The organism is Ralstonia psammae (assembly GCF_958405935.1).
Taxonomy (GTDB): Bacteria; Pseudomonadota; Gammaproteobacteria; order Burkholderiales; family Burkholderiaceae; genus Ralstonia; species Ralstonia psammae.
The window spans coordinates 78,496-94,397 of sequence record NZ_CATZBU010000005.1 but is presented as its reverse complement, the minus strand read 5'-3'; the positions used below and the strand labels follow the sequence as shown (position 1 = coordinate 94,397).

17 protein-coding genes and 3 pseudogenes are annotated in these 15,902 nt (G+C 63.7%); 6 read left to right on the top strand and 14 right to left on the bottom strand.

All coding sequences use genetic code 11. The features are described 5' to 3' along the window. Nucleotides 1–59: 59 nt before the first annotated feature. Nucleotides 60–1,163 (bottom strand): nickel/cobalt efflux protein RcnA, encoded by a 1,104-nt coding sequence (locus tag R2N16_RS12555; RefSeq protein WP_316666022.1) that lies wholly within the window; start codon nt 1,161–1,163, stop codon nt 60–62. Nucleotides 1,164–1,261: 98 nt separating this feature from the next. Between R2N16_RS12555 and R2N16_RS12550 the strand changes: the two genes are divergently transcribed. Continuing rightward, nucleotides 1,262–1,534 carry a metal/formaldehyde-sensitive transcriptional repressor gene (locus tag R2N16_RS12550; protein ID WP_316666021.1) on the top strand — a complete coding sequence of 91 codons (273 nt, stop codon included), beginning with the start codon at nt 1,262–1,264 and terminating at the stop codon, nt 1,532–1,534. Nucleotides 1,535–1,886: 352 nt separating this feature from the next. Further along, nucleotides 1,887–2,750 carry a DMT family transporter gene (locus R2N16_RS12545; protein ID WP_316666020.1) on the top strand — a complete coding sequence of 288 codons (864 nt, stop codon included), beginning with the start codon at nt 1,887–1,889 and terminating at the stop codon, nt 2,748–2,750. 18 nt (nt 2,751–2,768) lie between these two features. On the opposite strand, the gene R2N16_RS12540 is transcribed toward R2N16_RS12545, so the two are convergent. From R2N16_RS12540 to R2N16_RS12520, 5 genes and pseudogenes are all read right to left on the bottom strand, one after another. Further along, nucleotides 2,769–4,109, bottom strand: coding sequence for an ATP-binding protein (locus tag R2N16_RS12540; protein ID WP_316666019.1), 1,341 nt, complete (start codon nt 4,107–4,109; stop codon nt 2,769–2,771). Further along, nucleotides 4,085–4,751, bottom strand: a pseudogene (locus tag R2N16_RS12535) (response regulator transcription factor). The gene R2N16_RS12540 and the pseudogene R2N16_RS12535 overlap by 25 nt, the downstream one beginning before the upstream one ends. A gap of 18 nt (nt 4,752–4,769) precedes the next feature. Continuing rightward, entirely contained in the window at nt 4,770–5,555 is a 786-nt protein-coding gene (locus tag R2N16_RS12530) for a COG4705 family protein (protein ID WP_316666018.1), read from the bottom strand. 90 nt (nt 5,556–5,645) lie between these two features. Next, nucleotides 5,646–6,035 (bottom strand): RT0821/Lpp0805 family surface protein, encoded by a 390-nt coding sequence (locus R2N16_RS12525; RefSeq protein ID WP_316666017.1) that lies wholly within the window; start codon nt 6,033–6,035, stop codon nt 5,646–5,648. Between the two features lie 291 nt (nt 6,036–6,326). After that, nucleotides 6,327–6,761 carry a universal stress protein gene (locus R2N16_RS12520; protein ID WP_316666016.1) on the bottom strand — a complete coding sequence of 145 codons (435 nt, stop codon included), beginning with the start codon at nt 6,759–6,761 and terminating at the stop codon, nt 6,327–6,329. A 184-nt stretch (nt 6,762–6,945) separates the two neighbouring features. On the opposite strand from R2N16_RS12520, the gene R2N16_RS12515 reads away from it, so the two are divergent. Then, the gene (locus R2N16_RS12515) at nt 6,946–7,389 is read left to right on the top strand and encodes an acyl-CoA thioesterase (RefSeq protein ID WP_316666015.1); all 444 of its coding nucleotides are present in this window, start codon (nt 6,946–6,948) and stop codon (nt 7,387–7,389) included. A 109-nt stretch (nt 7,390–7,498) separates the two neighbouring features. Then, on the top strand, nt 7,499–7,720 hold the full coding sequence (locus R2N16_RS12510) for a hypothetical protein (protein WP_027678733.1): 222 nt from the start codon (nt 7,499–7,501) through the stop codon (nt 7,718–7,720). A gap of 85 nt (nt 7,721–7,805) precedes the next feature. Here R2N16_RS12510 and R2N16_RS12505 read toward each other — a convergent pair whose 3' ends face one another. From R2N16_RS12505 to R2N16_RS12490, 4 genes are all read right to left on the bottom strand, one after another. Further along, nucleotides 7,806–8,441: a hypothetical protein gene (locus R2N16_RS12505; RefSeq protein ID WP_316666014.1), complete on the bottom strand. Its 636-nt coding sequence runs from the start codon at nt 8,439–8,441 to the stop codon at nt 7,806–7,808. 435 nt (nt 8,442–8,876) lie between these two features. Beyond that, entirely contained in the window at nt 8,877–9,464 is a 588-nt protein-coding gene (locus R2N16_RS12500; RefSeq protein ID WP_316666013.1) for a hypothetical protein, read from the bottom strand. After that, the gene (locus R2N16_RS12495) at nt 9,461–10,078 is read right to left on the bottom strand and encodes a type VI secretion system amidase effector protein Tae4 (RefSeq protein WP_316666012.1); all 618 of its coding nucleotides are present in this window, start codon (nt 10,076–10,078) and stop codon (nt 9,461–9,463) included. The genes R2N16_RS12500 and R2N16_RS12495 overlap by 4 nt, the downstream gene beginning before the upstream one ends. Continuing rightward, complete coding sequence (locus R2N16_RS12490; RefSeq protein WP_316666011.1) at nt 10,075–10,644, bottom strand: PAAR domain-containing protein; 570 nt, start codon at nt 10,642–10,644, stop codon at nt 10,075–10,077. The genes R2N16_RS12495 and R2N16_RS12490 overlap by 4 nt, the downstream gene beginning before the upstream one ends. A 513-nt stretch (nt 10,645–11,157) precedes the next feature. Between R2N16_RS12490 and R2N16_RS12485 the strand changes: the two genes are divergently transcribed. Next, nucleotides 11,158–11,442, top strand: a complete 285-nt coding sequence (locus R2N16_RS12485) for a hypothetical protein (protein WP_316666010.1) — start codon at nt 11,158–11,160, stop codon at nt 11,440–11,442. A gap of 131 nt (nt 11,443–11,573) precedes the next feature. Here the strand turns inward: R2N16_RS12485 and R2N16_RS12480 are convergent, their stop codons facing one another. The 4 genes and pseudogenes from R2N16_RS12480 to R2N16_RS12465 form a co-directional block, all read right to left on the bottom strand. Beyond that, nucleotides 11,574–11,894: a helix-turn-helix domain-containing protein gene (locus R2N16_RS12480; protein WP_316666009.1), complete on the bottom strand. Its 321-nt coding sequence runs from the start codon at nt 11,892–11,894 to the stop codon at nt 11,574–11,576. Further along, nucleotides 11,887–12,253: pseudogene (locus R2N16_RS12475) on the bottom strand (type II toxin-antitoxin system RelE/ParE family toxin). Before R2N16_RS12475 ends, R2N16_RS12480 begins: the two are co-directional and overlap by 8 nt. 155 nt (nt 12,254–12,408) lie before the next feature. Further along, a complete protein-coding gene (locus R2N16_RS12470; protein WP_316666008.1) occupies nt 12,409–13,293 on the bottom strand; it encodes a LysR substrate-binding domain-containing protein in 885 nt (294 codons plus the stop codon). Between the two features lie 58 nt (nt 13,294–13,351). Beyond that, a pseudogene (locus R2N16_RS12465) lies at nt 13,352–13,555 on the bottom strand (coniferyl aldehyde dehydrogenase); the annotation flags it as partial. Nucleotides 13,556–13,940: 385 nt separating this feature from the next. On the opposite strand from R2N16_RS12465, the gene R2N16_RS12460 reads away from it, so the two are divergent. After that, nucleotides 13,941–15,671 carry a GMC family oxidoreductase gene (locus tag R2N16_RS12460; RefSeq protein ID WP_316666007.1) on the top strand — a complete coding sequence of 577 codons (1,731 nt, stop codon included), beginning with the start codon at nt 13,941–13,943 and terminating at the stop codon, nt 15,669–15,671. Nucleotides 15,672–15,902 lie beyond the last annotated feature (231 nt).

Here is a 15,902-nt window from a genome sequence, read left to right as displayed (position 1 = left end):
CAGATACGCAGCCCATGCGGAAGTGGATGCAGCCTTGCGCGAAAAGCCCGGGGGCGTGGCTACGGCAGTTGCATCAACCCATGCACGCCCTGCCACCCTACGTACAGCCCCACCAGTGCAATCAGCACACCCGAGAGGTACGGCGCCTTGCGCGCGAATTCACCAAAGCCGCCCCAGCGCCGGGAGACGTGCTGCACGCTCAACGCCGCCAGCGCGCCCGACGCCACCAGCGTGAGTGCCAGCCCAATGCTGAAGCACAGCACCAGCGCCGCACCCAGGGTGATCTTCTTGAGCTGCAGGCACAACAGCAGCACGGTGATCGACGCGGGGCACGGAATGAGCCCGCCGGTGAGCCCGAACACGATGATCTGGCCCGTGGTCACTTCACGGTTGGCGAAGCGGCGGCGGATGTCGTTGGCGTGCGCGCGTTCATGCGCGTCTTGGTATTCGGCAGACGACACATCCGGCGCGCCGTGGGCGTGGTCATGCTCGGTGAACGTGACATCGTAGTCATGCCGATGGTGTTCGTGGCCGAGCGACAGGCGTGCCACAAACGCGTGCGGCTCGGGAATGGACTGCTCCGATTCCAGAAAGCCGTCGCGCTGTACGAAGCGGAACGTCTGCCGGCTGCCGTCGGGCCGCTCGATGACGATCTGCACCTGCTCCGCCGGCCATGCGTTGCCGCGCGTGCCCTCACGTGTCAGACGGAAGCGCGGCGGCACGCCGTCTTCGAAGATGGCCAGTTGCACGACGCCGTGGCCGGTGTCGATGCGCTGGACATCGTCATGGTCATGGTGATGATGATCATGGTCATGCGCTGCGTGGGTACTGCGCCAGGTGCGCCACATCATCCACGCTGCCACAGCCACGATCAGCACGGCAGACACCACCTGAAAGTACGGCTCGGTGGTCTCCGCGTTCCAGTTGCGGCCGAAGTACAGGCCCGCCATGGCCACCGCCCACACCACCGCCGTGTGCGACACCGTGGCCGACAGCCCCAGCAGAACCGCCTGCGTGAGCGTGCCGCGGATGGCAACAATGAACGCCGCCATCATCGTCTTGGAGTGCCCGGGCTCCAAGCCATGCAGCGCACCAAGCAGGATTGCACTGGGGACGAACAGCCAGGCGTTGCCTTGCTGCAAGAGTGTGGTGAATGCGGTCATGAGTTGTGGCTAGGAAACTCGGGTAACCGGAATATACTCCCCCCTAGTATGATGGTGCTACCCTTCCGCGTCATTTGAATCAGCTCCATATCCGACTCATGGCCCATACCATCCGCGAGAAAGCCAAGCTGCTGGCGCGCGTACGGCGTATCCAGGGGCAGGCCGCTGCGCTGGAAAAACAACTCGCCGGAGAGGGCGATTGCACGGCCATCCTGCAACAGATCGCGGCTATTCGCGGAGCCGTCAACGGGCTGATGGCAGCGGTCATTGAGGGCCACCTGACGGATCACGTGGTGAAGGAACCGACCGAGGCGCGGCGCCAGGAGGACCTCGACGCGGTGATGCAGGTGATCAAGTCGTATCTGAAGTAGCGCGCCGCCCTTGCGCCGTGCGCGCGATACCGATAGGCTGCTGCAACGCTATCGGCCAATTCCGATTCTCCGAATCTTCCTCTTCATGTCCCGACTTCACGCCACCCCCCTCGCCGCCGGCCATCGCGCCCGGGTGGATGACGTGTGCGTGCAGCCCGGGCCCTTCCCTCCTCCTGTCGTGTCTTCGGGCTGCGACGTGATCGGCGCACCGCCGCCGCCACATCTGCCCGCTCTCGGCTGACCCCCAGCCGTTTCGTTTCCGGTTGACCTGACCCAGGCTCGGGCACACGCCCGAGGCAGGCGCTTGCCTGCGCGCCGGAACCCGACATCTTTTTTTCGACAGGTGAGTGGTATGCGTTCCATGCAAGCCGCGCTGGCAGGGTCCGGCGCGACGGTTCTATTCGTGCTGCTGTGGAGCAGCGGCGCAATCTTTGCGGAGGTCGGGGTCCAGCATGTCCCGGCGTTCGCGTTTCTGGTCGGGCGCTTTGCGCTCGCGTCGTTGGTGCTGGCGGGACTCGCGCTTCAGCGTGGGCAATGGTGGCCGGCGCCGGGTTCACGGCTGAAAGTGGCCGCCACCGGTGCGTTGCTGACCGGCGGCTATTCGATCTGCTATCTGCTGGCGCTGGATCGCGGCCTCACGCCCGGGCTGCTGGCCACGGTGCTTGGCGTGCAGCCGCTGCTCACGCTGCTGGTGACCGAGCGCACGTGGTCTGCACGGCGGATGGTCGGGCTGGGGCTCGCGCTGGGCGGCCTGTCGCTCGTGGTGGGTGGGGCCGATGCGCTGCAAGAACCGATGGCCGGTCTTGGCTATGCGCTCGCCGCCCTGCTCAGCATGACGGTGGGCGCCATCTGCCAGAAGCAGCTGAACCAGGCGCCCATCGACACGCTGCCGCTGCAGAACGCAGTGAGCCTCGTGCTGTGCGCGGGGTTTGCGCTCGCGCTGCCGGTGCAGTCGCTTGCTTTCACGCCCAGCCTGCCGGGCGCCATCGCACTGCTGTGGATGGCCGTGGTGGTGTCGGTCGGCGCGCAGTTGTTGTTCTATCGGCTCATACAGCGCGGCAACCTCGTCAACGTGACGAGTCTGTTCTATCTCGTGCCGGTAGCGACGGCGCTGCTGGATGACCTGGTGCTGGGGCATCGTCTTGCAACCGCTGCAATGGCGGGCATGGCGATGATTCTGCTGGGGTTGGCGGTGGTGTTGCGGGCGCGTCGGTAGATCGGTGTGCGGTTGTCGTTAGGCGGTCGGCAACCGCACCGTCACCCGCAGCCCACCGGCACCCCCGTCGGCCTCATCCAGGTCGACCTCTCCGCCCAGGCGCCGCACCACGGTGCTCACGATCGACAATCCGAGCCCCGAGCCGGTCGCCTCGTTACCGAGCACGCGATAGAACGGGTCGAACACGCGCGCGCGCTCGTCGGGGGGGATGCCGGGGCCGGTGTCTTGCACGGCAATCGACACAACACGCGCGTCATCGGCCACCCACAGGTCGATGCGCCCGCCTTCCGGCGTGTAGCGGATGGCGTTGTCCACCAGGTTGCGTACCACGACGAACAGATCGAGTTCGTTGGCATGGACGCGGGCATCCGTTTCGGTGGTGACGCCCACGTCGAGCTGCTTGGCGTCGGCCAGCGGCATGAGGTCTTCGAGCACGCTGCGGAACACGCGCTGCACGGAGACCGTGCCCGTTGGCACGTCGGTGGCTTCTTGCGCGCGCGCCAGGGCGAGCAATTGCTCGAGCAGCCCGCGGCTGCGCTCGATGCCCTGGTGCAGGGTGTCGAGCCGCGCCTGCGCCTCGGGTGACATTGCAGCCTGCCCGAGCCGCTCGGCCTGCAGCGACAGTGCGGAAAGCGGCGTGCGCAACTCGTGCGCGGCATCGGCGACAAAGCGGTGCTGGGCGTCCATTGACTGCTGCACGCGCGCGAGCAGGCGGTTGATGGCCGCCACGAACGGGCGCACCTCGTGGGGCACGGCTTCGGGCGCAATGGGGTGCAGTTGCCGCTCGTCGCGTTGGTCCACCTCATGCGCGAGGCGCTTGATGGGCGCGAACATCTTGCGCAGCACGTGGGCTACGGCCAGTAGCAGGATCGGCACGAGAATCAGGAATGGCATCAACGTGCGGAGGGCGCTGTCGCGGGCGGTTTCGTCGCGCACGGCGGTCTCTTGCGCCACGGCGATGCGCTGGCCGTTGGCGAGCGTGCGGACCCACACGCGGTAGTCGCGCTTGCCCAGGCGTGCGGTCTGCATGCCGTCGGCGAGCACAGGCGTGTCGGCCGCGGGTGCACCGCCGGCTGGCGGCAACACCTGGACGATCACGCGCGCCTCTTTGTCCGAGACCTTGGGCGTGTCGGCAGGGTTGCCTGGTGCGGGCAGATGCGCGGGGTCGAACATCGCCCCGACCTGGCGCAAGACGTCGTCCTGCAACTCATACGCTTCGCGAAAAGCCGTGGCAAACGCAAAGCCGCCGGCTAGCACCGCCACTGCCACGATGATCACCGACAGCCACACCGACAGCCGCCGCTGCACGGATGCGGCCGTGGAAGTGTCCGCTTTTATTGGCCTCTGGGCACCATCCATCCCACTCCCCTCACGTTCTTGATGGCCTGCGCACCGAGCTTTTTGCGCAGTGCGTGGATGAGGAATTCGACGGCGTTGCTCGCCACTTCGTGGCCCCAGCCGTAGATGCGCTCTTCCAGTTCCGTGCGGGAGAGGATGGCGCCGGGCCGGAGCATGAGCGCCTGCAGCAATGCGAACTCGCGCGAGGACAGGCGTACCGGTTCGGCATCGCCCATGCGCGCTTCGTGTGCGGCGGGGTCGAGTGTGAGTAGGCCGTTGGTCAGCACGGGGCTCGCTGCCCCGCCCTTGCGGCGCAGGACGGCGCGCATGCGGGCGAGTAGTTCGACCATCTCGAAGGGCTTGAGGATGTAGTCGTCCGCGCCGCCGTCAAGGCCGCGTACGCGCTCGTCCACGGCATCGCGCGCCGTCAGGATCAGCACGGGCACCGGATTGTTGCGGGCGCGCAGGCTGCCGAGCACCGCATGGCCGTCTTTTCCCGGCAGGCCGAGATCGAGCAGCAGCACGTCGTAGTGCTGATGCGCAGCCACGTCCAACGCGGTCTGACCGTTGCGCACCCAGTCGACCGCATAGGCAGCGTCTTGCAGCGCGGCTTCCACGGCCGCGCCGATCATCGGGTCGTCTTCAAATGAGGAGGACTCGCATTCGGTGTCTGGTGAACGATCAGGCAGATTGCAGCGCACTACGCCGCGCCTGCCAACTCGTATAGCCGATGGTGATGAGCAGCATCGCCAGCAGTACCGCCGATGCGCCTGCGGTGCCCAGGTTCAACCCGCCGGCGCTGACGGGTTTGGTCAGTAGATCCCCGCCTGTGGCACCCAGCGGCCGTGTCAGCACAAAGGCCATCCAGAACAGCGCCACACGCGAAATGCCGGTCAGATAATACGCCGCCGCAATCAACGCAATCGCCCCGGCAATGATCAGCGCGCCGCCCGCAAAGCCGAGCCCCGACGAATCGGCCAGGAAGTCGCCCAGCGCCGTACCCAGCGTGTTGGAGACGAGGATGGCGCACCAGTACAGCAGCTCTTGCCTGCTGCTGCGCACGTGCGTGACCGACAACGATTTTTGCGTCAGCTTCCAGTAGACGAGTACCGCGCACAGCAGGCTCGCCAGGATGGCCGAGCCGGTGGCATAACCCAGGCCCAGCGTGCGGTCCATGAAATCCGACAGCGTGGTGCCAGCCGTGCTGGTGGCGAGGATCACCGCCCAGTACAGCAGCGGGTGATACGTCCTGCTGCGCAACTGTGCGCCCAGGGTGACGAGAAAGGCGCCGATCAACAGCACCGAGCTGGCTGCGTAGCCGATCTTCAGCGTCATCGACAGCAGATCGCCCGCGGTTTCGCCCAGCGTGGTGGCGCAGATCTTCATAATCCAGAACGCCAGGGTGACCTCGGGCAGCTTGCTGCGCGTCAGCGGGGCACGCTCGTGTGTCTGTGCGGATGGGGGCATGCGGATTCTCCAAAAGAGGATGGAGGGAGATTCCGCAGCAGTCTGCCGAGGCAGACTTAGATGCCCCATAGCCGCCCGGTGCCTGATGCCTTACTGCGCCAGGCGCCGCAATTTCCATTCGCCGCTCGGCTGCTTGCACAGCCATGCCGTCCATTGCTCTTTGCTGCTGCCGCGCGTGAGTTCGCTTTGCAAGCGGCGGCACGATTGGCCCGCGTCGGTCTTGGATTCCAGCGGCGTAATGGTGGCGTCGACGGCGGGCTGCTTGCCCATGGCGGGCGACGTCCATTGCGCGGGGGTGTTGTCGGCGGTGCCCTTCAGCACATCGCCGATGGCCTTGGTGAACGACTTCAACTCCGTCGGGCTCATCGAGCCGATGATGGTGCTGGCCAACACGTTGCGGAAATAAGCGAACGACGGCGTGGCGGCGGCAAACAGTGCGGCGCCCGCGAGGGCGAGCGCAAGACGGCGGCGATGCGACATGGGGCCTCCCAGGATGTGACGAAAAGAAGCCTTCATCCTAGACCATGGCGCATCGGCCTGGGGTGGCGCTGTCTGCTCAGCCGCCCAGCTTGTCGAGCAGGCTGTACCAAGCCACGGCCGCCGCAATGTAGAAGCGCTGCAACCCATGCAGTGGGATCGGCGTGATGGGCGACACGGGATAGGGACGCGAAGCTCGGCCCCGCACTGTTGCAATGTGCGCGGGCGATCAGTACGTCAGTGCGGGCGGTGGGGTAGCGAGGCGTGCGGAGAATCGCCGCGACCGTGCCACCGTCAAGCTTTGGGCGCCTTCACCAGCACTACCGGGCACTCGGCATGGGCCACCACGCGCCCCGCCACCGAGCCCATGATTGCCTCCACAAACGCGCCGCGCCCATGTGAGCCGATGACGATGGCCGCCGCCCCTGCGGTTTGTGCGTGATGCACGATGCGGTCCGGTGGAAAGCCCACGAGCGCGTGCTGCTCGAACGGCACGCCAGCCGCACCCAGAATCGCGCAGACCGATGCCATGGCGCCGGTGCTTTCCTCCGCGTACCACGCGTCAACCTCTGCCTTGCCGACGAGCGACTTGATGTCGCCCGAGAGATCCGGCATGCAATGCACCACGTGCACCGTCACATCGCTGCCGAAGAGCGTCTTGTCGGCAATGCAGCGGGCCGCCGCGTCGGAATAGTTCGATCCGTCCGTTGCCAGTACGAGGGTTTTCATGTGGCCTCCTTGCCATGTCTGCGGCCGCGCCGGTGTGGGGCCGGTACCTGCTTCCAACGTAAGCGCTGCTGAAAGCGGCGCGTTGATACGCGTCAACGGAAGCGCCATGGCGAGGTCGCGCTGTCAGCGCTTGCACAGGAAGGCAGGCAGAATGCGCAGGTTGACCCGGATTCCTGCGCCCCACATGACGACCACGCCATCCCTTGCCGATTACCCGCTGCAGTCCACCGACAAGCTTCGCTACGGCGACACCGACCGCCAGGGCCACATCAACAACGCCGTGTTCGCCACGTACCTGGAGACAGGCCGCGTGGAGATGCTCTTCACGCCCGACAACCCGCTGGCCGCACCCGGCTGCGAGTTCGTCATCGCGCAACTCGTGCTCGACTTCCGCAACGAAATCCTCTGGCCCGGCTCGGTGCAGGTCGGCACGCGCGTGGCGAGCGTCGGGCGCAGTTCGGTCAAGCTGGAGCAGGCCATCTTCCAGAACGGCCGCTGCGCCGCCACCTCGCAGTCAGTGATCGTGCAGATCGACGTGGCCACGCGCCAATCGCACCCGATTACCGACAGCGCCCGGCAGCGCCTTGCCGCCCTCACCGCCACCCCGGCCGGAGCTGAAGCCGAGTGATGCACGCTGTACGCAAACGACCGCCCGCGGAAAATTTTTAACTTTGCTTGCACTTATGCCGCTTGCTGGTGGGAAGATGACCCTCCCGTTCAATCACGCGGAGGTGACCATGGGACTGTTGGATGAAGTGGGCAAGATCGCCGGCGCCGTCGCCGCCGTTGAAGCCGCCGAGAAAGTCGATCCGGATGCGGGCCTGCTGACCAAGGCTGTTGCCGCCGTCGCCGGTTTCAAGGGTGCAGGCGCACTGGAAGAGATGCTGGAAAAGAAGGACGAAGCCAAGGCCGAAGGCGCCGAGGCGGCTCCGGAAGATGGAGCCGCGCCGCAGGCTTGATTGGCTTGCAGGCGTAAAAGGATTTGGGGGACCCCGCCGGTTGGCGGGGTTTTTGTTTTATTGAACCGTGGAGTCCGCAGCAGCCTTATGGTTCAGACCAATTGTCTGGTGCACATAGCTTCATTGATTTCAGAGGGATCGCCCCAAAAGCATTCTCTTTGGGAATCAGGGAGAAGTATTTCCAGTCGGCTTCATTGACGAAAACCTCCCCGCTTTTGCACAGCACGTGCGCTTGCCTTGGTTGTTTTTCGCACGATGCGCCGCCAATTGCACAACGTTGCCATTGCGAAATCACGTCGGCAGGTTGAGGCGGACCATTCTGGAGTTCGGCGTATGTCTGAACGTCGCGGGTCGCAATCGCCATATACATGAAATCCAGGTCAGGCTGTACGGGTCTTGCTGCTTCTGCTTGGAGGTACCGTGTGCGCAGATTAAATCCGTAGTGGAAAACAGCAGCGAGAAGCACCACTATCATCAATGTCGCCAACGTGACGGCTATTCGAAGTGTCGTAAAGCCTCTTTTACGTGTGAGGAAAAAACCAAATATCGGGAATGCCAACACAGTTGCGACACCCGCCAGCAAGGCGGCTTCAAGGTCGGGGCTCGCACAATCCAATCCGCACCCAGGGTTGTAGTCAAAAGCCGTCATGATGCGTATGACGACCGTGGCGGTTACGAACCCGGCGAACACGAAACTTATTAACGTCAGAGCTCGCTTCAATCAACATCCAAAAGAGAATTTCTTGGAGTCGCGCACTTATACGTAGTCCGCACTCTTCGGTTGGGGTTAAGACGTAGGGGATTCGTATGAGTTGTCCGTCTTTTCAGGGTTGGAGCGCGTATCCGACCAAAGAAAACAAACTCGTCCCAATGACCAGCGCTAATAGTCGGAGCCATACTCGCAGTGCACCGGTGCCGGGACGGGCGCTTGCCCAACCCGTTATGGCAAATATCAATGTGGGGCCAAGCAAATATCCAAGCAGAGGAGCAATCGCCCACCACGGCAGCCAGCAAGGGCCGATTTCATGGCAACCTCCTCTGTTACGAGGTACAAGCTTGAAGGGAAGCCGATATGACATCTGACTGCCGACCTTTAGAGCGACCCACGTTGTGGCAAGTCCAACGGCAAGAAACAGCAACGCCAGGCCAGCGCGTCTCATTTTGAGCGGTCCTCGCTTTCGTCATAGCGCAAGCGAGGATCGTGAACGAAGGCAAACTTCTTGAGCAGCACAGCGCGATCTACCCAGCCATACCCCGATCGGCAGTGGATTTGGGTTCGCCCCTCCGCTGGTCCTCCGGATGTACAGCGTTCCCATTGTTTAATGAGGATCGACGTCTCCCGATTCTCGGGGGCGTGGAACGCATATGCCTGCACATCTTCTTTGGCGACGACCGTTAGGTAGAAATCTGACTCCGGTTGTATCTCGCGAATGCTATAGAAGTATGCGTTCTCCTCTCTCAACTTATGGATGTAAGCGCCCATCGCCGCCACGAGAGTGATGATCAGTTCGGCGCCAAGGGTTACGGTCCAAACAGCAGTACGGCCCCGCTTGACTTGCAACGCAAGGCAAGTCGCGAACACCAAGATGGCGCCCACTAATGCGCAGGAAAGCAGCAACTCTAGCCGCCTTGCAGCGCAGTCCTCTCCGCACATGGGAATGAAGTGCATGAACGGCAGCGATAAGGCGATGCCGAGTGCTGCCCCACCAAAAGAGCCAAGCACGGCAGTGATGAGAGTCTTCACTTGATCTCCCAGAAAAGAATCTTTTTGGAGTTCCGTAAGTCCGAATACCAAAGACTATTGAAGCCAAGCCTGAATCGGAAAAAGGAGGTCGAAGAAGGAGTCAACGTGTCCTTATTCCAGAGATCGATGTGACCGCCGCTGGCGCGATCCGATGATTCGCCATCGCGAGCCCAATACTCCCCGAAGAAGATGATGCCGGTACGCCCCTTCACCTTCGTCTCCCAGTCCGTGCCCGTCACATCTTGCGGTCTTTTGGGTAAACCACAGAACGGTTGCAGATTCAGCCATATGGCCATTTCATCGGCTCGCGTTGCCGTAGCCTTTCCCTTTAGCAAGATACGCCCGATGGTATCTTTGCCGGGCGGGGGCTTTATCACTTTCTCGGAGAACGATTTCATCTCTATACCGACACGATGCAAGGTTGCGCTCATGCGGATTGCGCATTGATTCTTGTACGCCCCAGTGGGATCAGCGTATGGGTCGCCCGTAACATAGTTGGCCCACAAGTCCGCAAACGTCACCACCGGAGCGTCTATTCGGCACACCGATCCCGGCGTTGCATTGGTCCTGACCTGAGCCTTCTGTTTGAGCGGTTTGCGTTGTGCTGCCGTCATGCCGATTCCCCCGCTTGCTTTGCAAGAGCCTCGTCGCCCCAGAAAACGGTGTATGCCTCCTCGCCGAGTGTGACAACGCGTGGTAGCGCACCATGGGCAGGCGTGCGGCCCGAGAAAGTACGGCCGTCCGAGGTCTCGATGTAGTACGGCAAGCCTTCCAAGTGCGGCGATACGAGGTGCGTCTGTTCGTCGTGATTGGCTGAGGCTCCGGTGCTCGCCGCCGCGGCATGGGGATGGCCGGCGGCGGCATGCGATGCGCGTTCCCCGCTGCCCATGTCTTCATACCAAGCGTCGCCAGCGAGCGCAGCGACGATGCGTTGCGGAGTCGGGCACTTGCACAGAACCTCGTCGCCATCCAAGGCAACCTCGCCCATGAAATTCATCCGGCGCGGGCCGCCAGCCTTTGCAATGGTGCCGACGCTCTTGCACGCTTCGCAGTACGCTTGTCCGGCGATCAGGGCGACTTGGTGACCGGCGCTTCCGAATGTGCATGGAGGCCCCGAGTAAGGCAGGACCGTTCCGCCGTTTTGAAGCGCATCGCCGACAACAGCAATTCTTCGCATCATGGTGTGGCCTCCACGATGCAGCTCAACTTCCGTTCGTGTTGCATAGGACCTGCCTCCGATTAACCGCTTCGGATTGTCTTGGGCGGATTGAGCGCCAAGCAGGATTTGGCGAAATTTTACGAACGGGATGGGCTTATCCGATCGCTATAATCCCCACCGTCACCGCCATCAACGGTGACCGGGTTTAGCAGCCCGAACCTCCCTCTTTCTTCCAGACGGACAGCCGCCTTTTCGCGCGGCGTTTTCATGTCCGGTGCTTGCGCACGCCTATGCTTTTTATGGCGGGCCGGGCGGTGAGACCGAAAGGTCTGCCGGTTGAGTCTGGAGGTAGGGACCGGTCTGCTAACGCCGTCGTCAGGCCCGCCACCCTCGTTTAGCAGCGAGCGGCGAGCCTCCCGCGAACCTACTTCCCGGAGGCCACATGGCTACCGCACTCAGCGGGCATCGCCCCGCGTCTTACCCCTCTCCTCCCCCTTGGCGCTGCAGGCTTCCCACGCAACCGGGAGGTGCCGCATGTCGCTGACCAAAAACCGCCTCTACCTGGATGGCGCAGTCTCGGCGCGCGCGTTTCTGTGCCGCACGCGCACTGATATGCGTACCCATGGTCAATGCCGGCTGGGCATGCTGCGCGAGCAGCTCACCTACTTCTCGGAACACGCGTATCCGCCGGCCTTCGTGAAGGGCTTTATCGATGCCATCGACGCGTTCGTGTCGATGTCGCTCGGGGGGAGCGACGTGGACCCGCGCACGTGGGAGGTGTTGGCCGCCATCGAGCGGCGGCGGGTTTCCGCCGCATAAAAACAGATGGACTCATCCCCGGGACGGGCGGGGGTGCCCCAAAAGGAGGCCGGCTCCTCTCTGGAAACTCCACCCAATCTTGTCGGGTTGCGCTGGCAAATTGCCGCGTTGCCGGCGAGATGGCGGATCGATCAGGAAAAGACCGCCAACCCGTGTTTTTGCACCAGTTGCAGCAGCCGGGCGGCAATGCCGCTGGGCCTCTTGTCACCCTGCTCCCATTGGCGGACTGTCGACGGGGTGGTGTTGAGGTAAGCCGCAAACACGCTTTGGCTGACGTTGACCGACTTCCGAATGCGCGCGATTGCCCTGGCGTCGAATTCGGGTACGGGCTCGATGCAGAGTTCGTCGTACTCGCGCATCGTTTTCTTGTCGATGAGCTTGGCGCGATGCAGGCCGGAGGCTGCGCTGTGGATGGCTGCGGTGGCGTCGCGCTTGAAGCGTGTCTTAGTCATGGCAAATCTCGATCAGCTCTTTCAACCCGATCAGTTCATCGATTTCCGTGCGGCGCAGCTTGCCGAAATCGGCGGCCAGTTTTCGGAACGCCTTGAGTTCACGATCATCGATGTTCTCGCGATCACTCTTGGCGAACAGGAAGACGAAAAACCAGAAGTGGCCGACCCTGTTCAGGACGATGCCGCGTTTCCTGTTCTGGTCCAGGCGCTTCTTCCACACGTTGCCGCCGAGGTCATCCCCCATGCCGCGCATCAGCTGCTGTGCGGCTCGGCAGAGTTCTGCATCCGAGATAACCGGCAGCCTTTGCTGCCTTGTTGAACCATCGGGTCTTGAATACGCGCTGCGCTGACGGCGTCATGTGCTGGGGTCGCCGGCTAACTATACCACTTGGTGATATAGAGTTGCGATGGCAAGCGAATAGGACGAAGGGCGCAACTTAGCGAGAGGCGCCTGCTGTCGCTATCGGAATCCGCCGCAATATGTGGCGCACAATCGCGGCAAACCGCCCGATGGCTAGGCGGCGCGCCGCTCCCCCACCCGCTGCCGCGTAGAAAAGCCGTCCCGCACACACTGCGCCAACGCCTGCGCCGCTGCACTCGCACCTTGCGCGGGCAGCAGCAGGCTGATCGCAAACATCGGCAGTTCGGGCAAGCCGGTTTCGGGCCCGAGGATGTCCAGGTCTGCTGGCACCGTCGGCGTGAGCCATGCCGTGACGGCCAGCCCGGTGCGGACCGTGGCGGTGGTCGCTTCAATGTTGCCGCTCTCGAACACCGTGCGCCATTCAATGCCGTGCTCGCCCAGGGCCTTGAGCACGCGGGCGCGGAAGGCGCAGCTCTCATCCACCATGGACAGCGGCAGCGGCCGTTTCGCATGCACGTTGCCGCCGCGCGCGCCCACCCACACCAGACGCTCCACGCACAGGCATTCACCTGTGGCTTCATCCACCGGGGCTTCGACCACGGCGACGTCCAGCTCGCCGCGCGCAATGCCCTCCGCCAGCTCGGGTGAGGTGCCGCAGACGATGGTCAACTCCACCGACGGCCACGCCTCGGTCAACGCCTTGAAGATGGGCGGGAATACGGTGCCGACCAGGTCGTAAGGCACGCCCAGACGTACCGGCCCCTGCAGTGGGCGCGCAGCCATGTCGGCCCAAATTTCGTCGTTCAGGGCGAGCAGGCGTTTGGCGCGGCCGAGGAAGCGTTCACCCGCGTGGGTGAGTTCGAGCCGCCGGCCGTCACGCTCGAACAGCCGGCATTCGAAGGCGTCTTCGAGCCGCTTGATCTGCTGGCTGATGGCGCCCTGCGTCAGGTGCAGCGCGTTGGCGGCCACCGTCATGCTGGCGTTTTCCGCCACGGCAATGAAGGTGCGCACCAGGGTGATGTCGAGGTTCTTGGCCATCGTTGCATTCTAGAAGCTAATGCATTGGTGCAAAAACCTCGCAGTTGCTAATGGCTTGTCAGCGCACGAGCAGCTTCATCATCGTCTCGAATGTCTTGCTGTACGGCGCGCGGAACAGGCCCAGTCCATTGAGCCTGGCTTGTTTGAACACCGGCTTCATCTTCGAGAACCGCTCGAACCCGTGGATGCCGTGGTAAGCGCCCATGCCGCTGGCGCCCACGCCGCCAAACGGAAGGTCGTCTTGCAGCTTGCCGACCAACGTGCGCGGCACGCATGGCTTCAAAGGTCTGCTGCATGCGCAGCAGGTGCGGGGCAGGCAGATCGGCGCAATTGCAGAGCAGTATGGTCGCCAGAGGCCCTCGCGACGGCCTGATACGGCCGCTCCGTGTCTGGCATGTCCGGCCCGCGTGGGGGCGCGCAACCGTGTGCCAGCACAGAATTGCTGCATTGCGGTAGTCCGCCGCAGCCAGCAGGGCAAGGGTTTGCCGGCGGTGTCTCGGGGTTTTGCTGCGTGACATCGAACGATGCCTCTAATGCGGGTAACCCCGGCCGTTTGAAACAACCCATGGCGCCTAGGATGTGAGTTCGTGACCGGCAAATAGCCGGCGGCATCGCTCGCCCAATAAAAACCTCATCCGGAGACACCCATGGCCACCGATCTGCCCACTTCGGCCCTCACCTTCGACTACGTCATCGTCGGCGCCGGTTCGGCCGGTTGCGCGCTCGCGAGCCGGTTGACCGAAGACCCCGACGTGACGGTCGCGCTGCTGGAAGCGGGCCCGCACGACCATCACCTTTCAGTGTGGGTGCCGGCCGGTTGCGCGGCGTCGCTGCCGTTCAAGAACAAGCGCAACTATGGGTTTCAGACCGTGCCCCAGGCGGGGCTGGGTGGGCGCCAGGGTTATCAGCCGCGCGGGCGGGGGCTGGGCGGCAGCTCGTCGCTCAACGCGATGATCTACATCCGCGGCACCCCCAGCGACTACAACCACTGGGCCGCGCTTGGCTGCACCGGCTGGAGCTGGAGCGATGTGCTGCCCTACTTCAAGCGCTCCGAAGGCAACGAGCGTTTTGCGGGCCGCGATGACGACGCGCTGCACGGCGGCACCGGCCCGCTGCATGTCAGCGACCTGCGCACCGGCAACCCGATCGCACAACGCTTTGTCGATGCCGGCGTGGCAGCAGGCTATCGCCGCAACAACGATTTCAACGGCCCTGACCAGGAAGGCGTGGGCCCGTACCAGGTCACGCAATACAACGGCGAACGCTGGAACGCCGCGCGCGCCTACCTGCACGGCGGCGACAAAGCCGATGCCACTTTCAGCGGCAACCGCCGCCAGTTGACGGTGATGCCCGAAACGCAGGCCCTGCGCATCGTCTTCGAAGGCAAGCGTGCGGTGGGCGTCGTGGTGGAGCGCGCAGGCCGCACGGAAACGCTGCGCGCGCGCCGTGAGGTGATCGTGTCGTCCGGCGCGTTTGGTTCGCCGCAGTTACTGATGGCCTCGGGCGTGGGCCCCGCGGAGCATCTGCGCTCACTCGGCATTTCCGTCGTGCACGACCTGCCCGGCGTCGGCCAGAACCTGCAGGACCACCTTGACATCATCCTGCACAAGAAGGTCTTCAACCTGGATCTGATCGGCTATTCCGCGCGCGGCAGCGTCCACATGCTTGGCGAGATCCTGCGCTACCGGCGCGAGCGGCGCGGCATGCTGGCCACCAACTTTGCCGAAGCCGGCGGCTTCATCAAGAGCCGGCCCGATCTGGCTGACCCCGATCTGCAACTGCACTTCGTGGTCGCCATGGCCGACAACCACAACCGCACGTTCAACTATGGCCACGGCTATTCGTGCCACGTGTGCGTACTGCGCCCGAAGAGCCGCGGCGAAGTGCGCCTGGCCTCCGCCGACACGCGCGACGCACCGCTGATCGATCCGCGTTTCCTCTCCGATCCGGACGACATGGTCGGCATGCTCGCCGGCTTCCGCGCCGTGAAGAGCATCTTCGCGCAGCGCCCGCTGGCCGACCTTGGCGGGCGTGAGTTGTATTCCGGAAACATCCGCGGCGACGGGTCCGACGACGAAGCCGTGCGCGCCCTCATCCGCCAGCATGCCGACACCATCTATCACCCCGTCGGCACCTGCAAGATGGGCAGCGCCGACGATGCGATGGCCGTGGTCGACCCCGAACTGCGCGTGCGCGGTGTGACGGGCCTGCGTGTGATCGACGGCTCCGTCATGCCGACGCTCATCGGCGGCAACACCAACGCCCCGATCATCATGATCGCCGAGCGCGCCGCAGATTTGATGCGCCAAGGCGGACGCCCGACGCTGAACGTGGTGAGCAGCATCCCGGCGCAGGCAGCGCCGGCAGAGGTGCACTAAAAACAGCCGGGGCGGCGATCCGCAGCGCCGCCCTTCGCATACCAACGGTGTGGCCGTTGGAGCCCTAGATGGCGCCTTGAATTTCTGTGAGCGGGCGGATCAAGGAAGGAGGCCTGTCTGAGCGCAGCGAGTTTGCCTCCTTCCCCGCACAGTCACAGAAATTCAAGGGGAAGTCGCCATCTCGGGCGCGCCTTTCTTTTGCTTACTTTTCTTTGGCAAGACAAAGAAAAG

What these genes read in the sequence shown, in the direction of transcription:
- R2N16_RS12525 (WP_316666017.1), bottom strand. Translation starts at nt 6,035, where the DNA reads ATGTCGCATCGCCGCCGTCTTGCGCTCGCCCTCGCGGGCGCCGCACTG.
- R2N16_RS12495 (WP_316666012.1), bottom strand. Translation starts at nt 10,078, where the DNA reads ATGACGGCAGCACAACGCAAACCGCTCAAACAGAAGGCTCAGGTCAGG.
- R2N16_RS12460 (WP_316666007.1), top strand. Translation starts at nt 13,941, where the DNA reads ATGGCCACCGATCTGCCCACTTCGGCCCTCACCTTCGACTACGTCATC.
- R2N16_RS12515 (WP_316666015.1), top strand. Translation starts at nt 6,946, where the DNA reads ATGACGACCACGCCATCCCTTGCCGATTACCCGCTGCAGTCCACCGAC.
- R2N16_RS12490 (WP_316666011.1), bottom strand. Translation starts at nt 10,644, where the DNA reads ATGATGCGAAGAATTGCTGTTGTCGGCGATGCGCTTCAAAACGGCGGA.
- R2N16_RS12540 (WP_316666019.1), bottom strand. Translation starts at nt 4,109, where the DNA reads ATGGATGGTGCCCAGAGGCCAATAAAAGCGGACACTTCCACGGCCGCA.
- R2N16_RS12550 (WP_316666021.1), top strand. Translation starts at nt 1,262, where the DNA reads ATGGCCCATACCATCCGCGAGAAAGCCAAGCTGCTGGCGCGCGTACGG.
- R2N16_RS12545 (WP_316666020.1), top strand. Translation starts at nt 1,887, where the DNA reads ATGCGTTCCATGCAAGCCGCGCTGGCAGGGTCCGGCGCGACGGTTCTA.
- R2N16_RS12510 (WP_027678733.1), top strand. Translation starts at nt 7,499, where the DNA reads ATGGGACTGTTGGATGAAGTGGGCAAGATCGCCGGCGCCGTCGCCGCC.
- R2N16_RS12530 (WP_316666018.1), bottom strand. Translation starts at nt 5,555, where the DNA reads ATGCCCCCATCCGCACAGACACACGAGCGTGCCCCGCTGACGCGCAGC.
- R2N16_RS12520 (WP_316666016.1), bottom strand. Translation starts at nt 6,761, where the DNA reads ATGAAAACCCTCGTACTGGCAACGGACGGATCGAACTATTCCGACGCG.
- R2N16_RS12470 (WP_316666008.1), bottom strand. Translation starts at nt 13,293, where the DNA reads ATGGCCAAGAACCTCGACATCACCCTGGTGCGCACCTTCATTGCCGTG.
- R2N16_RS12555 (WP_316666022.1), bottom strand. Translation starts at nt 1,163, where the DNA reads ATGACCGCATTCACCACACTCTTGCAGCAAGGCAACGCCTGGCTGTTC.
- R2N16_RS12485 (WP_316666010.1), top strand. Translation starts at nt 11,158, where the DNA reads ATGTCGCTGACCAAAAACCGCCTCTACCTGGATGGCGCAGTCTCGGCG.
- R2N16_RS12480 (WP_316666009.1), bottom strand. Translation starts at nt 11,894, where the DNA reads ATGACTAAGACACGCTTCAAGCGCGACGCCACCGCAGCCATCCACAGC.